Source organism: Longirhabdus pacifica (assembly GCF_004115085.1).
Lineage (GTDB): Bacteria > Bacillota > Bacilli > Paenibacillales > DSM-105158 > Longirhabdus > Longirhabdus pacifica.
The window spans coordinates 90,669-106,285 of sequence record NZ_QXJP01000003.1; the positions used below are offsets into that span (position 1 = coordinate 90,669).

Annotated in this window: 12 protein-coding genes; all 12 read right to left on the reverse strand. The window is 39.3% G+C overall.

Annotation, left to right across the window (positions count from 1 at the left end; genetic code table 11):
- Nucleotides 1–67: 67 nt before the first annotated feature.
- Nucleotides 68–994, reverse strand: a complete 927-nt coding sequence (truB, locus tag D1Z92_RS03110) for a tRNA pseudouridine(55) synthase TruB (protein WP_128894197.1) — start codon at nt 992–994, stop codon at nt 68–70.
- Nucleotides 991–1,974: a DHH family phosphoesterase gene (locus D1Z92_RS03115; protein ID WP_128894198.1), complete on the reverse strand. Its 984-nt coding sequence runs from the start codon at nt 1,972–1,974 to the stop codon at nt 991–993. The genes truB and D1Z92_RS03115 overlap by 4 nt, the downstream gene beginning before the upstream one ends.
- A gap of 1 nt (nt 1,975) precedes the next feature.
- Nucleotides 1,976–2,326, reverse strand: a complete 351-nt coding sequence (gene rbfA, locus D1Z92_RS03120) for a 30S ribosome-binding factor RbfA (protein ID WP_128894199.1) — start codon at nt 2,324–2,326, stop codon at nt 1,976–1,978.
- An 11-nt stretch (nt 2,327–2,337) separates the two neighbouring features.
- Complete coding sequence (infB, locus tag D1Z92_RS03125; RefSeq protein WP_276318859.1) at nt 2,338–4,740, reverse strand: translation initiation factor IF-2; 2,403 nt, start codon at nt 4,738–4,740, stop codon at nt 2,338–2,340.
- Nucleotides 4,737–5,069: a L7Ae/L30e/S12e/Gadd45 family ribosomal protein gene (locus tag D1Z92_RS03130; RefSeq protein ID WP_240666552.1), complete on the reverse strand. Its 333-nt coding sequence runs from the start codon at nt 5,067–5,069 to the stop codon at nt 4,737–4,739. The genes infB and D1Z92_RS03130 overlap by 4 nt, the downstream gene beginning before the upstream one ends.
- Nucleotides 5,050–5,370, reverse strand: coding sequence for an RNase P modulator RnpM (gene rnpM / locus D1Z92_RS03135; protein WP_128894201.1), 321 nt, complete (start codon nt 5,368–5,370; stop codon nt 5,050–5,052). The genes D1Z92_RS03130 and rnpM overlap by 20 nt, the downstream gene beginning before the upstream one ends.
- A 33-nt stretch (nt 5,371–5,403) precedes the next feature.
- On the reverse strand, nt 5,404–6,492 hold the full coding sequence (gene nusA, locus D1Z92_RS03140; protein ID WP_128894202.1) for a transcription termination factor NusA: 1,089 nt from the start codon (nt 6,490–6,492) through the stop codon (nt 5,404–5,406).
- Nucleotides 6,493–6,521: 29 nt separating this feature from the next.
- Nucleotides 6,522–6,980, reverse strand: coding sequence for a ribosome maturation factor RimP (rimP, locus tag D1Z92_RS03145; protein WP_128894203.1), 459 nt, complete (start codon nt 6,978–6,980; stop codon nt 6,522–6,524).
- A 144-nt stretch (nt 6,981–7,124) separates the two neighbouring features.
- Nucleotides 7,125–11,426, reverse strand: a complete 4,302-nt coding sequence (locus D1Z92_RS03150) for a PolC-type DNA polymerase III (protein ID WP_128894204.1) — start codon at nt 11,424–11,426, stop codon at nt 7,125–7,127.
- Nucleotides 11,427–11,550: 124 nt separating this feature from the next.
- Entirely contained in the window at nt 11,551–12,999 is a 1,449-nt protein-coding gene (gene proS, locus D1Z92_RS03155) for a proline--tRNA ligase (protein ID WP_128894205.1), read from the reverse strand.
- 13 nt (nt 13,000–13,012) lie between these two features.
- The gene (rseP, locus tag D1Z92_RS03160; RefSeq protein ID WP_276318860.1) at nt 13,013–14,281 is read right to left on the reverse strand and encodes an RIP metalloprotease RseP; all 1,269 of its coding nucleotides are present in this window, start codon (nt 14,279–14,281) and stop codon (nt 13,013–13,015) included.
- Between the two features lie 172 nt (nt 14,282–14,453).
- Complete coding sequence (locus tag D1Z92_RS03165) at nt 14,454–15,617, reverse strand: 1-deoxy-D-xylulose-5-phosphate reductoisomerase (RefSeq protein ID WP_128894206.1); 1,164 nt, start codon at nt 15,615–15,617, stop codon at nt 14,454–14,456.

Genomic DNA, 15,617 nt, shown 5'->3' on the forward strand with positions numbered 1-15,617 from the left:
ATTCTTTCAAAAGTATGATGTTTCTTATAAGTAAAGGAATATGTCATTCCAGCATACGATTTCGACACTAAGAAAAAACTTTAACAGGAACGATGAGCTGTTCGTTGCTGCGGCGTTCATAGATCCCTAGAAACTTTTCCGATCCGTACAGACGAATACATAAAGTATCTTCGTCTACATCCTTTGTTGGGTCGCCTTTATGGACAGCATGTAAAGGAATTTTTTGTCCTTGCAATGCTTTCCGTTCATATTGGTTGTTAATATGATAGGCTGGTATATGCTTTATCGCTTTGTCCGTTGGAATAAGGGAGTGATTCCAATCCTCATTTTCCACTTGCTCTGCTAGTTGTTCTAATGTAATGGCCTCGTTAGCAGTGATATTACAAGACACCGTTCGCACCAGCTTCGTCATAACTGCCGGCAACCCTAATTTTTTTCCAATATCATAACACAACGTGCGGATGTACGTTCCTTTCGAACAATCCACTCTGAGTGATATTTTCGGATGGTCTGCATGTAGCTGATGATGTATGAGATCACAACGATGAATCGTCACTTCTCTCGCTTTTCTTTCCACCGTCTTCCCTTCTCGGGCTAATTCATATAGTTTCTTTCCGTTTACTTTTAAAGCAGAATACATAGGGGGTACTTGCTCTATCACACCAGAAAAATGAGCTAAGGCTTGTTCCACTTTTTCCAAGGATAGCTCTACTTTACTTACGCTGTTTATCACTTCGCCAGATAGATCCTGTGTATCTGTTTCTATGCCGAACATCATTTCAGCTTCGTACTGCTTCGGCAATTGTTGCATATATTCAACCACTCTCGTTGCTCTACCAATACATATAGGGAGAACGCCTGTCACTTGGGGATCTAGTGTACCCGTATGCCCGACTCTTTTCATAGAGATGATTCTTCTTACCTTAGCAACAACGTCGTGCGATGTCATGCCTGCTGGTTTCCAAATCGGTATTACGCCTTCAAATTCATTCATTTTTGAATAACCTGCCTACATTTTTCTAATACGGTCAACGTTGCTTTTTCTAATGAAGTATGTAACGTTGCGCCTGCAGCATTTTTATGACCACCACCGCCGAAATAAGAGGCAATTTCCGCAACATCAGCTTTTCCATTGGAACGTAGACTAATTTTTATCTCATCGTCGCCGTATTGTTTGAATAGAACAGCTACCTCTACCCCTTCCACATTCCTTGGCAAGTTGACTAATCCCTCGCTATCCGAAAATGATGCATTCACCAAGGATAAATCCGATTTGGTAATCGTAATCCAACCTAATGATCCATCATCATCAAATGTTAACGTAGTTAATGCATGTTTTAGCAGCTGTATCTGTGAGAAGGTCATTTGTTCCAACAGTGCTTGTGCAAAATAATGGGCATCAATGCCAAGTGAAATCAAATGGGACGCAATCTGCATCACTTTAGCTGTCGTATTCGCATAGCGAAATCCACCTGTATCTGTTAATAAACCAATGTAGATGCATGTTGCGAGAGGTAAGTTCCACTCCAATGATATGACATCCATCAGATCATAGATGATTTCAGTTGTAGATGCAGCAGAAGGACAAATGATATTGACTGTCCCGTATGCATCATTCGTTGGGTGGTGATCAATGTTAAGAACAGGCAACTTGCCTATGATTTGCTCATGACAAGAACCCATTCGCATTTGATCTGCACAATCTACTGCAATGACAGCATCAAATGGCTGCAATGTCATGAAATCTTCGTTCCATACCTTCACTTGATCTGCATTTGGTATGACACTTAATTTGTTAGGAATAACATCTTGATTCACTAACTGATATGTTTTATTCATGGCTTGTAGCATATAGCTGATGGCGCATGTAGAACTGACAGCATCACCATCAGGATTTACGTGAGATATCACTAAAAAATGATGATGATCTGTCATAAATTGCGCCGCTTCTTTAAAGGAAGAATGCAGTGTCATATTAATTGTCTCCACGGTTTAAATCTTTAAGTAAATGCTCGATACGACTTCCGTAATCGATAGATGCATCTATTTTAAAAGATATTTCTGGAGTATGTCTTAATCGAATTCTTTTTCCAACTTCACGACGAATAAATCCCATCGCTTGCTGCAAAGCTTCTAATGTCTGTTGTTGTTCCTGCTCATTGCCTAAAACACTTAAATACACTTTAGCTAGGGAGAGATCATTGGTTACATCTACTCCCGTTACCGTCACAAAACCAACTCTTGGATCTTTGATTTCGGAACGTAATATTTCGCTAAGTTCTTTTTTTAATTGTTCTCCGACACGATTTGAGCGAATGTTGCTCATGTCTGTCACCTCTATCTTTCAACAGTCTCCATAACGAAAGCTTCAATAATATCTTGCTCTTTCATATCGTTAAAGTTTTTGATGGATATTCCGCATTCGTAACCTTGTGCAACTTCTTTAGCGTCATCCTTAAAGCGTTTTAATGCGTCTAGCTCACCTTCATAAATGACAATACCTTGACGGATAAGGCGTACTTCAGCGTTACGAACGATTTTACCTTGAGTAACCATGCAACCAGCAACGGTACCCACTCTACTAATTTTAAATATGTTACGTACTTCAGCTTGACCGACTACTTTTTCTTCATATTCTGGATCAAGCATCCCTTTCATTGCGCCTTCAATCTCTTCAATCACGTTGTAAATGATGCGATGAAGACGAATGTCTACCTGTTCTTGCTCCGCTGTCATTTTAGCAGCAGGCTCTGGACGAACGTTGAACCCGATAACGATAGCATTGGAAGCAGAAGCAAGTATGATGTCTGATTCTGCAATCGCTCCAGCACCCGTATGAATGATTTTAACACGAACACCCTCAATGTCGATTTTCTCTAGGGATCCACGAAGTGCTTCTACTGAACCTTGCACATCACCTTTAATAATAACAGGAAGTTCTTTCATTTCGCCTTCTTTAATTTGTTGATAAAGATCATCCAACGTCACTCGGCTAGACTTGCTAAGATCAGATTCTCTTTGGTTAATTGCTCTTTTGTCTGCAATTTCCCTTGCTTTTCTTTCGTCTTCAAAGGCAATAATTCTGTCCCCAGCTTGAGGAACTTCGGTTAGACCTGTTAACTCAACTGGTGTGGAAGGTGGAGCTACTTTTAATCTTCTTCCTTTATCATTGATCATCGCTCTAACTCTACCAAAGCAATTTCCAGCTACAAAAGGATCTCCAACGTGCAGTGTACCTTCTTGTACTAACACTCTCGCTACTGCACCTTTTCCTTTATCCAATTCAGCCTCAATGACTGTACCTCTTGCAGGCTTATCTGGGTTTGCTTTTAGTTCCTGTACTTCTGCAACGAGTAGAATCATTTCTAGAAGTTCATCTAGACCCGTACGAGCTTTGGCTGATACATTAACGAAAATCGTTTCTCCGCCCCACTCTTCCGGCACTAATTCATATTCTGTTAGTTCTTGTTTAATTTTATCTGGATTTGCTTCTGGCTTATCAATTTTGTTCACTGCAACGATGATTGGTACATTAGCCGCTTTAGCATGGTTGATTGCTTCTACGGTTTGTGGCATTACGCCATCATCTGCTGCAACGACAAGAATGGTAATATCCGTTACTTTGGAACCTCTAGCACGCATCGTTGTAAACGCTTCGTGTCCAGGTGTATCTAAAAATGAAATTTTCTTTTTATTTATTTCAACTTGATAAGCACCGATATGCTGGGTAATTCCACCTGCTTCTCCAGCCGTAACTTCTGTATGACGAATAGCATCAAGTAAAGTCGTTTTACCGTGATCGACGTGTCCCATAATCGTCACAACTGGTGGACGCTCTTTCAAGTTAGCTTCATTTTCTACGACTTCTTCCATTTCAAACGGATCTTCTTCCACTGGGAGTTTCAAGTCCACTTCTACTTTGTACTCATCTGCAATAAGCTGAATCGTATCTAAATCCACTTCTTGGTTTATGTTGACCATCGTTCCCATCAACATCAATTTTTTGATGACATCGGATGCGTCTTTATGCAATATTTTAGCTAGCTCACCGACTGTCATTGGCCCACGAACAATAATTTTTTTCGGTGTATTGTCCACTTTTTCTACTGGCTTTGATGGTACTCTATTTCTTTTGTTTCCTTGCTTGTAGTTGTTTTTGTTTCTACGGTTATTTTTATTTTGGCCGAATTGATTCCTTTGACCTTGACCTTGATTTTGTTTGGTTTTCGTTGGAGTAGTTTTATTCACATTATGCCTCACTTGCTCAGAATTTGATGATGCTCTATTATCTTGTTTTACTGGTTCTGTTTGTTTGGATTGTTTCGTTTGGTTTGAACTTGCAGGTACCGTTGTATGTTTATGTTGCCCTTTTGCCTGTGGTGTACTCTTATTCACTCTATAATCAGTTTTAACCTCTTTTTGCTTTTTAATTTCTACTTTTTCTGGTTTGCTCTGTACCTTTTTGTCTTTCACCGGGTTTTCTTTTACTGGAACAGATGCTTTTTTCTGATCTACTTTTGGTGTAGGTGTACTGTTAGATGATGCGTTCTCAGTGCTTTTTGGGGCATTGTCTTTAATATTTTTAAAGAACTGTTCTACTTTACTAATTTGAGTTTCTTCGATAACGCTCATATGATTGGCAACGGGGATGTCTAATCTTTTAAGAATCGATATGATTTCTTTACTGCTCATATTTAATGATTTGGCGTATTCATATACTCTACGTTTTCCGTTAGTCAATACTTGTTCACCTCCGCTAATTGAGCAATACAGTTATGTATCATTTTTGCAAATCCTGCATCCATAACTGCTGCTGTCGCACGTTCACTCTTACCCGTGCTGTTTCCTATCTCTTCCATTGTCATGTATTCAAAGAGAGGAATATCGTAACTTTTACATTTATCCATTACCTTTTTCTTCGTACCATCCGAAGCGTCGGTAGATAAAATCACAAGTTTTGCTTGCTTGTTTCTAATCGCTTGCATTACTTTTTCATCACCTGTCACACATTTACTTGCTCTTGTTGCTAGACCCAGATGTGAAATGACTTTATGTTTGATTTCCACCATGGTTTTCACCTGCGCTCTCACAAGCATATTTTTGTGGAACGGCAGCTAGTTGATGAACAATATGTTCATATTGTTCCGCAGATATGCGAGTATTTAATGACCGCTCGATACACTTTGTATTTTTCATGAGTTCGATGCTTTTTGGTGAACCACAAATATAAGCACCACGGCCATTTTTTTTACCCGTTGTATCCACTAACACTTCATCATCGCTTGTTTTCACAATACGTATGAGCTGCCTCTTTGGCACCATCGCTTGACATGCTACACATTTCCGTAATGGTACACGTTTTGTCTTCATTGTAACAACCTCCTTCTTTCAAATGCAGTGATGTTAGTCATCCGACATCTGTGCAAAGAAATCGTCACTATCGTCAAAATCGTCTTTTTCTGTAACTTGGCTAACACTTTTTATATCAATTTTCCAACCTGTCAATTTAGCAGCTAATCTTGCATTTTGACCTTTGATACCGATGGCTAAGGACAACTGATCATCTGGAACAATGACCCTCGCCATCTTATCGCCATCTAACACTTCAACCCGTGTTACTTTGGACGGGCTAAGCGAGTTTGCAATATACACTTCAATATCCTCAGACCAATTTACAATATCTATTTTTTCCCCATTCAGTTCTGTGACAATGGCCTGGACACGAGTACCCTTCTGACCAACACATGAACCGACTGGATCGACATCTGGATCTTTTGCGTATACCGCTATTTTCGAGCGATGTCCCGCTTCTCTTGCAACAGAACGTATTTCAACGGTTCCATCAAAAATTTCAGGAACTTCAAGCTCAAAAAGTCTTTTAAGCAGGCCAGGATGTGTACGAGATAACACAATTTGAGGCCCTTTGGTCGTATTCTCTACTTTTGTAATGTACGCTTTAATACGATCGGCTTGTGAGAATCGATCGGTAGGCATCACTTCACTGCTTGGTAAAATCGCTTCCACCTTGCCGAGATCAATATAGTAGTTCCTTTGATCTGCGCGTTGAATAATGCCTGTTACGATGTCCTCTTCTTTGTCAATAAACGCTTCGTAGATCAATCCACGCTCTGCTTCGCGTATGCGCTGTGTTACGACTTGCTTCGCCGTTTGCGCTGCAATGCGGCCAAAATCTCTCGGTGTCACTTCAATTTCTACAATGTCATCCAACTGGTAGTGACCATTTATCGCCTGAGCAGCCTCCACCGTAATGTCTAATCTTGGATCGATCACTTCGTCTACTACTGTTTTACGAGCAAATACTTTGATCAAACCGTTCTCACGATTAATATCGACGCGTACGTTTTGCGCTGTGTTAAAATTTCTTTTGTAACTGGAGATTAATGCCGCTTCTATCGCGTCAATTAATACATCTTTGCCAATACCTTTCTCTTTCTCTAGTTCAGACAAAGCATCCATAAAATCCGTATTCATGCTTTCTAAATCCTCCTCAATCCATTTTTCTAAAATAAAATTGCCAAGCGGGCATTGGCTACTTTTCCTAATGGGATTTTATATGACTTTTTGTTTTCTTCTACAACAAATGTTTCTTCTTCGTATGCTGTAAGCGTGCCCTCGAATTCTTTTTTGCCAGTAATAGGTTCGTATGTTTTAATATAGACATGCTTTCCTACTGCTCTCAAATAATCTTTTTCATTCTTTAACGGGCGCTCTGCTCCAGGTGAAGATACTTCTAAAAAGTAAGCTTCTGTAATTGGATCGTCTTCGTCCAATTTTTCACTTATGTATTCACTTATTTGACCACAGTCATCTATATCTACACCACCATCTTTATCGATGAAGATACGAAGAAAATAATTTTTACCTTCCTTCACATACTCGATGTCAACGAGTTCAAACTGATGTTCTGTAAGATAAGGAGTGATCAAATCTTCAACTATGGTTTCAATCCGACGAGCCATCCAATGTATCTCTCCTTTATTTTGGACAAAAGTTAAGAGTGGGTTTCCCCACTCCTCATGAATAAACTATCTTGTTCTATTGAAGATTATAACATATGTTTATAACTTTTTACAACAGGGTTGGATTTGTACTACACACAGCGCTTAAAATAGCGATAGCTGATTCGTTTCTGGCAACCCTCTAAAGCATCCTAACGATTGCAATATCTCGATGACGGTTTTCGACGCTTTCGTTCTTTTTCTAAAATCTTCTATCGACAAAAAGTCCCCTTCTTGGCTCGCTTCTGCAATGTTATGTGCTGCGTTAATGCCGACACCAGGAATGGCCGAAAATGGAGGAATAAGACTATCTCCATCGATAAGAAATTTTCTAGCTTGAGAACGATATAAATCAATGGACTGAAAGCTAAATCCTCGTGACGTCATTTCCAACGCCATCTCTAGCACACTGATCATTGCTTTTTCTTTTGGCAATGCTTGAAACCCTTTTTCCTCTATTTCTTTCAGCCTTTTTAATATGGCATCATAACCTTGACAAAGCAATTCGATTTCGAAATCCTCTGCGCGGATAGAGAAATACGCTGCGTAAAAAGAAATTGGATGATACACTTTATAAAAAGCGGTACGAACAGCGGAAATAACGTAAGCAGACGCATGCGCTTTAGGAAACATATACTCTATTTTCAAGCACGAGTTAATGTACCAGTTCGGGATATTGTGTTCTTTCATCATTTGAATCCATTCATCGGTAAGCCCTTTACCTTTACGGACGCTTTCCGTAATTTTGAAAGCGAGTCCCGCTTCCATGCCACCTTTATAAATTAAGTACAACATGATGTCATCACGACAACCAATAACGGTTTTGATTGTACATGTTTTGTTCTTAATTAATTCTTGCGCGTTACCTAACCAAACCCCAGTACCGTGTGACAGTCCTGAAATTTGCAACAGGTCAGAAAATGACGTTGGCTTTGCTTCATCTAACATCTGTCTAACAAATTTCGTTCCCATCTCTGGAATACCATACGTGGCTACAGGCGTTCGAATTTTCTCTGGTGTGACATCAAGCGCCTTCGTCGAAGAAAAGATACTCATGACTTTAGGATCATTCATCGGGATGGAAAGTGGATTCACATCCGTTAAGTCATATAACATACGCATCATCGTTGGATCATCATGTCCGAGAATATCTAATTTAAGTAGATTGGCATCGAAAGCATGATAATCGAAGTGGGTCGTTTTCCATTCCGATGTTGTATCGTCAGCAGGAAACTGAATAGGCGTAATATCTTCGACTTCAATATAATCTGGAACAACAACGATACCTCCTGGATGTTGTCCTGAACTTCGTTTCACTCCCGTACATCCTGTACTTAAACGAACCACTTCTGCAGTTCTCCACGTTTTTGCTTTTTCTTCCGCGTATTTTTTTACAAAACCAAAGGCTGTTTTGTCTGCTACCGTACCGATGGTTCCCGCACGATACACATTTTTTTCACCGAACAGTACTTTCGTATAATTGTGAGCATGAGGCTGGTAATCCCCTGAAAAGTTCAAATCAATATCGGGAACTTTATCTCCTTTGAAACCTAGGAATGTTTCAAACGGAATATCTTGCCCTTCTCCTTTTAAAGCATGACCACATGTTGGGCAATCTTTGTTATCTAAATCAAATCCACTAGCTACACTGCCATCTGTAAACCATTCACTATGCTTACACTGTGAACACGTATAATGTGGTGGCAGCGGATTAACTTCTGAAATGCCTAGCATCATCGCCACGATAGATGAACCTACCGATCCCCGTGAACCTACTAAGTAACCATCATCGTTAGATTTTTTGACGAGTTTTTCAGATATTAGATACAACGCTGCAAATCCATACTTAATGATAGGTTCTAGTTCTTTTTCCAAACGCTTGACTACGACATCAGACAATGGATTACCATAAATCTGTTCTGCTGTGGCGTAACACGTCTGACGAATTTCCTCATCCGCTCCTTCAATAACAGGAAAGAATGGCTTTTTAGGAAACAGTTCTATATCTTCAAATTGGTCTGCTAATGCATTCGTATTCGTCACGACGATATCATATGCCGTTTGTTTATCCAGATGGCTAAATTCATCCAGCATTTCTGTTGTCGTACGGAAATGAACATCTGGCTTCTTTTGATCTTTTAACGGGCTAAAACCAGTAATACCGAAAATCGTAATATCGCGAAACAGTTTGTCGTTTTCATTTAAATAATGAACGTTCCCTGTAGCGATGACGGGTTTGTTATATTTTTTCCCGATATCCAAGATAGTTTGATGCGTTTCTTTAATGTGCTGCAAGTCACGAACTAGATTTTTTTCTACAAGATGCATATAGGTCGTTAAAGGTTGCACCTCTAGTACATCATAAAATTGTGCGACTTGTTCTGCTTCTTCAAGCGATTTATTTAAAACCGCTTCATACAGTTCCCCTTTTTCACAACCAGAAGATACAAGAAGTCCTTCTCTAAATTCAGTTAGCTTACTTCTCGGAATACGTGGAACACGATGATAGTATTCCGTATTGGACATCGAAACGAGTTTATATAAGTTTTTCTTTCCTACTAAGTCTTTTGCGTAAATACAACAGTGAAAAGGTCTAGCAGTCTTATAGTTTTTACCGACATCCCGATTTAATTCACTAAGCGTAACCATTGCTTGCTTTTCTGCCTCTTTAATGAGGTGGAATAAAATAAAACCTAGGGCAATCGAATCATCTATCGCTCTATGATGATTATCTAAGCTCACTTTAAATTTATCTGATAAGGTATTTAGTCTATGATTTTTCATCGTAGGGAAAAGCAGTCTAGCAAATTCTAGTGTATCAATCACAGGGTTAGTAAAAGGGCTTAAGCCATTTTCTTTTAAATTTGCCTGCATAAATCCCATATCGAATCTAGCATTGTGTGCTACGAGTACAGCATCACCTGCAAATGCAACAAACTGCTCCAACACGGGCTTTAGTTCTTGTGCACCTTTCACCATATCATCCGTAATGTTTGTTAATTGCGTGATATGATACGGAATTTTTTCATGTGGATCGATAAATTCGGAAAAGCGGTCAATTTCTTTACCACCTTTCATTTTCACTCCACCGATTTCAATAATTTTGGACTTTGTAACCGATAATCCTGTCGTCTCTATATCAAATACGACATACTCTGCATCTTTTAAATCTATCTCTAATGGACGTTCCACAACAGGAATCGCATCATCGATGACATTTGCCTCTACACCGTAAATTACTTTCATTCCATATTTATGAGCAGCATGAAAAGCATCTGGAAAACTTTGAAGGTTGCCATGATCGGTAATCGCTATCGCTTTGTGACCCCAATCCGCCGCCGTTTTCACATACTCTTTCACAGAAGTTACGGCATCCATTGCGCTCATACTTGTATGCAAATGAAACTCTACTCTTTTTTCTTCCGCTTCATCCATACGTGGCTTAGGTGCTTTGATTTCATGCACATCCATTGGCATAAAACTTAATTCTGGTGGGTTCATGAACGTATCGTAGTCTACCTTACCTCTAGCCACAACCCAAGTACCATCTTTTAATCGCTTTAACTGTTTCAAGTCGTCTTTATTTTTCACAAAAATCTTACATTGCATCGTGTCTGTAAAATCTGTAAGTAGAAATTGAATTAACGTATTGCCTGTACGTAATTCTCTCTCTTCTAGTTTTAATATCGTACCTTGTAATATAACTCTTTTAGCTGGCTCTAGTACCGTTTGTATCGGTACTGGTGCTTCTTTGATTTCATAACCAAAAGACAGTGCTTCTTGCTCATCACTTTCTATCGTTGTCACTACTTCTGTAGCAGCAGCCATCATTTCCTGTGTAGCACTGCGCTCCTCTTGTACAATCTGTTCTGCAAACGCCTCGAAATGCTGTTCACTGCTCTCATTGACACAGAAGGTTACTTTGATATTCAGTTGAAAGTATTGTCTGTAGAAAAATTGAATTTGCTTGTCCATTTCTTTTTTCTTGGCAAGCTGTAATCCCGTTTGATCCAACAAACATACTTCAAGCGTATCATCTGCTGCTTTAATTGTAGCTTTTAGTATCCACCCATTAATAGAGGGCATCTTATGTTGAATCCATTCCACAAAAAGTGGCCAAAAAGTTTGAATGACTTCGCTTGTTTGTACTTGCTGAAAATGCATAACAAACGAAACTTTGGCGATATGAGAAAAAGCATCTTGTACTTTCATATAAAACGCTCGGTATATGTCAGGCGATATAAGTTGCTCTTTATTCACATGAATTTCCCATGTATTTTCGGTTGTACCACAAAGCACATGTTTAATGCTGGCATCGTGAAAATGTTCCTGCTGCACTTGCGCTGGTATGTTGGCTTGCTGCATTAAAACCTGAAATCTTTCTTTATTCCCTAAGTGGTTACTCATGACTTCCTCCCCAAAAAAGCGATAGGGCAAAGGTTTCCCCATGCCCTAGACCTAACTATTTTACATGTGCTACATCATCTGCAAGAGATAGATAGTATCACGTAGTAAGCTACTTATGTGCTTTTTAGTAAGCTCTTGCAAATACAACGTTATGCTTTGCTTCTTCCGAACAAACGAGGCATTTACTTTTATAATCTTTCACTTCGCATGGTATATTACGAGAAGTAGCACCAGATTCTTCTTTCACTTGATGCTCACAAGAAGCCGATCCACACCAACCAGCTAAATAAAATCCGCGATTTTCTTCTATTTGTTGCTTTAATTCATCTAACGTATCGACAGAAGTGTATCGCTCATCCAAAAATTGCTTTGCTTTGTTGTACATTTGCTGTTGAGCGTCATCAAGCATGTGTAAAATTTGTTCAGCAAGGTTGTCCTGAGAAATCATCTTTTTCTCGCCAGAAACTCTGGAAACGACAACGACTTGATTATTTTCCATGTCACGTGGTCCTAATTCTATTCTTAACGGAATACCGCGCATTTCATATTCGTTGAATTTCCAACCAGGACTTTGATCTGGGTTGTCATCTACTTTGACACGAATGCCTGCAGCCTTCAACTGACTGTATAGTTCATTCGTTTTTGCTGTCACTTGTTCTCTCGTTTTTGCTGGTCCGATTGGTATCATCACCACTTGTGTTGGAGCCACTTTTGGCGGCAAGCTTAAACCTCTATCGTCGCCGTGTACCATAATAAGGGAACCAATTAAGCGCGTACTTACTCCCCAAGAAGTCGTATGAGCATATGCCTGTTCATTGTTCTGATCTAAAAATTGAATATCAAATGCTTCCGCAAATCTCGTACCCATGTAATGAGAAGTTCCAGCTTGAACAGCTTTTCCGTCCTTCATTATTGCTTCAACGGAATACGTATTATTCGCACCAGGGAACTTTTCTGAAGGTGTCTTTTCCCCCACAATGACAGGAATAGCTAGGAAGTTTTCAACAAATTCTCGGTAAATCTCAAGAATCTGCATCGCTTCTTCACGTGCTTCTGCTTCTGTTTCATGTGCAGTATGGCCTTCTTGCCATAAAAATTCACTCGTTCTTAAGAACGGTAGCGTTCTTTTTTCCCAACGCACAACACTAGCCCATTGATTTATTTTTAGAGGCAAATCACGATAAGACTGAATCCATTTCGCATACATATGACCCACCATCGTTTCGGAAGTAGGACGGATGGCTAACCTTTCTTCTAATATATCTCCACCTGCTTCTGTAACCCATGGAAGTTCAGGATTAAACCCTTCCACATGTTCTTTTTCCTTTTGAAAAAAGCTCTCTGGTATAAACATTGGAAAATAAGCATTGCGGTGCCCTGTATCTTTAAATTTTTGATCCAATTCACGCTGAATTAATTCCCATATTTCATATCCCTCAGGCTTAAATACGATACATCCGCGCACAGGAGAATAGTCCATTAAATCTGCTTTTTTAATCGTATCGATATACCACTTGGAAAAATCTTCTGATTGTGGTGTAATTTCCGAAACAAACTTTTTATTTTTACCCATGATTAACCTCCAACTAACCTTTAAATAATCTAAATAAGTCGTTATATGTTACGACGATCATTAACACCATTAACATCGCAAATCCAATTAAGTGAACTAAATTTTCTTTGGATGGATCAATCGGTTTTCTTCTGACCGCTTCTATCCCTAAGAATAATAGGCGACTTCCGTCTAATACAGGGAAAGGTACTAAATTTAACACACCTAACCATAAACTAAAAAATGCAGCAAACATAATGTAGCGATCTAAACCGTACGTTTCATATATTTTCCCAGTCTCTTCTGTAATACGAACAGGACCACCAAGTTCATCTAGTTTCACATTGAATGTTATAAGTTCTCTCACTTGTTCTAAACTAAATTTGAACATATTTCCCATCGTAATCGCAGATTGCTGAACACCGGAAATAATATCAGGCGTTTTCATTGGCTGTCCCATCGTAATCCCAACTAAGCCATTGCCATCTACATCTTTTGGAGTGACCGTTAAAGTGATCGCTTGCTCATTTCGAATGACAACCCATTCCATTTCTTGTTCAGGAGAAGCGATAATCATCTCTCTCAACGTCACTTCATTTTCTGTGTTGAACTGTTCCCCGTTCACACTAGATATCACATCGTTTTTTTGTAAACCTGCTTCATCTGCTGCTGAATCTGCAGTTATATCATTGATCAATAACGTTTTCTCTCCAGTAGGGACACCCACCATAAATGTAAATACAAGGAGTAAAGCGAATGCCAATATAAAATTCATCATTGGCCCAGCAAAAATAGTCATTGCTCTTTTGCCAACGGATTTACTTCCGAATTGGCGATCCCTAGGAGCAATTTGTGTTTCTGTCTTCTTAGACATAATCATTGCTTGTGGATGTACATCATACGTATGAAGTTCACCATCTAAATCCAATTGTATTTGTAAACTGTCTTCTAGATCGACATTTGTAATCGTACCAACAAGGCAATCTGTACGATGTTCAAACTCATCGGCAAATATGCGAGTCACTTTTTCATCTTTTAACATTAATCCAACGGTCTGCCCTTTTTCAACAGAGAGTAATTCAGGATCTTCTCCTGCCATTCTCACATAACCGCCGATAGGAAAAAGGCGAAAGGTGAATCTCGTTTCATCTTTTTTATACGAAAATATTTTAGGTCCAAATCCAATAGCAAATTCACGAACAAGTATACCTGCTCTCTTTGCAAAATAATAATGTCCCCATTCGTGTATGCCAACGATAAGCATAAACATTAACGCTGTTAATAAAATACCTTCTATTGTCACCTTATAAGCCTCCTTACTTTTGCATACATGCTATTAATGTAACATTATACTATAATGAATGACAAGCATACAAAAACATTAAAATTAACCAATTCAAAAAGAGGAAAAAATCCACTTATGATTTGAGTCTCACGATGGTGTATTTCAAGATCACAAACATTTCTAGTCATCATTAAACTTGTGCGAAGTCAAGCGCTGCATGTCTTGCCCAACGATCTACTTCTTCAATTTCTTCTAATGATGGGGCAAATTTCACATCGTGCCGGTGTAGAACTTGTTCTACAATATACTCGATGTTTAAAAAAGGTATTCTTTTTTCCATAAATAATGCCACTGCTTTTTCGTTGGCTGCGTTAAACACCGTTGTCGCAGTTCCACCAACTTTTCCGCTTTCATAAGCGAGACGCAGTGCTGGATAACGATCAAAGCTTGCTTCTCTAAAATCTAATCGACTTACTGCAGCAAGATCTAATCTGTTGTCTTTCCCAGTTGGAATTCGATCTGGGTAAGATAATGCGTATTGTATAGGCACAGTCATGTCTGGGATACCGAGTTGTGCGATGACACTAGCATCGTTAAATTCCACCATAGAATGTACGATACTCTGCGGATGTATTAGCACATCAATGTTTTCATATGGAATATCAAATAACCAATGAGCTTCAATGACTTCCAATCCTTTATTCGCCATCGTAGCAGAATCAATGGTTACCTTCGCTCCCATCGCCCAATTAGGATGCTTTAGCGCTTGTTCTAGAGTCACATCTTTCAATTGATCTCGATTCAAGTCACGAAAAGCCCCTCCAGAGGCAGTAATCGTTATTTTGTGTATTTCATCCTGCTTTCCACCATGTAAGCTTTGAAAAATGGCGGAATGCTCGCTGTCGATCGGAAGAATATCCACACCATGTTCTTTCGCTGCTTGTGTAACCAGATGACCTGCACTCACTAAAGACTCTTTATTCGCAAGACCGACTGTTTTTCCTGCTTTGATCGCTGCAAAGGTAGGCTTTAGACCAAGACTGCCAACTAATGCAGAAACGACAAAATCCGCACTTGAATACGTGGCTACAGCCAACAACCCTTCCATTCCGTGCATAATTTCAACAGGATAATCTATTTCATTGTTCAGTTCGTTTTTAAGTTCGATAGCTAGCTCTGATGTCGAAACTGCAACTAATTTCGGTTGATATTGTGTTATTTGCTCTTTTAGAAGACGTAAGTTTGTCCCTGCTGCTAAACTTTCCACCTGAAAAAGATGTGGATAGTACGATATGACGTCTAGTGTTTGCGTCCCAATTGAGCCAGTAGATCCAAGAATACTAATTTTTTTCAT

Excerpts from the sequence above, each read along its gene's own strand:
- truB (WP_128894197.1), bottom strand. The coding sequence starts at position 994 with ATGAATGAATTTGAAGGCGTAATACCGATTTGGAAACCAGCAGGCATG.
- D1Z92_RS03115 (WP_128894198.1), bottom strand. The coding sequence starts at position 1,974 with ATGACACTGCATTCTTCCTTTAAAGAAGCGGCGCAATTTATGACAGAT.
- rbfA (WP_128894199.1), bottom strand. The coding sequence starts at position 2,326 with ATGAGCAACATTCGCTCAAATCGTGTCGGAGAACAATTAAAAAAAGAA.
- D1Z92_RS03130 (WP_240666552.1), bottom strand. The coding sequence starts at position 5,069 with ATGGTGGAAATCAAACATAAAGTCATTTCACATCTGGGTCTAGCAACA.
- rnpM (WP_128894201.1), bottom strand. The coding sequence starts at position 5,370 with ATGAAGACAAAACGTGTACCATTACGGAAATGTGTAGCATGTCAAGCG.
- nusA (WP_128894202.1), bottom strand. The coding sequence starts at position 6,492 with ATGAATACGGATTTTATGGATGCTTTGTCTGAACTAGAGAAAGAGAAA.
- rimP (WP_128894203.1), bottom strand. The coding sequence starts at position 6,980 with ATGGCTCGTCGGATTGAAACCATAGTTGAAGATTTGATCACTCCTTAT.
- D1Z92_RS03150 (WP_128894204.1), bottom strand. The coding sequence starts at position 11,426 with ATGAGTAACCACTTAGGGAATAAAGAAAGATTTCAGGTTTTAATGCAG.
- proS (WP_128894205.1), bottom strand. The coding sequence starts at position 12,999 with ATGGGTAAAAATAAAAAGTTTGTTTCGGAAATTACACCACAATCAGAA.
- D1Z92_RS03165 (WP_128894206.1), bottom strand. The coding sequence starts at position 15,617 with ATGAAAAAAATTAGTATTCTTGGATCTACTGGCTCAATTGGGACGCAA.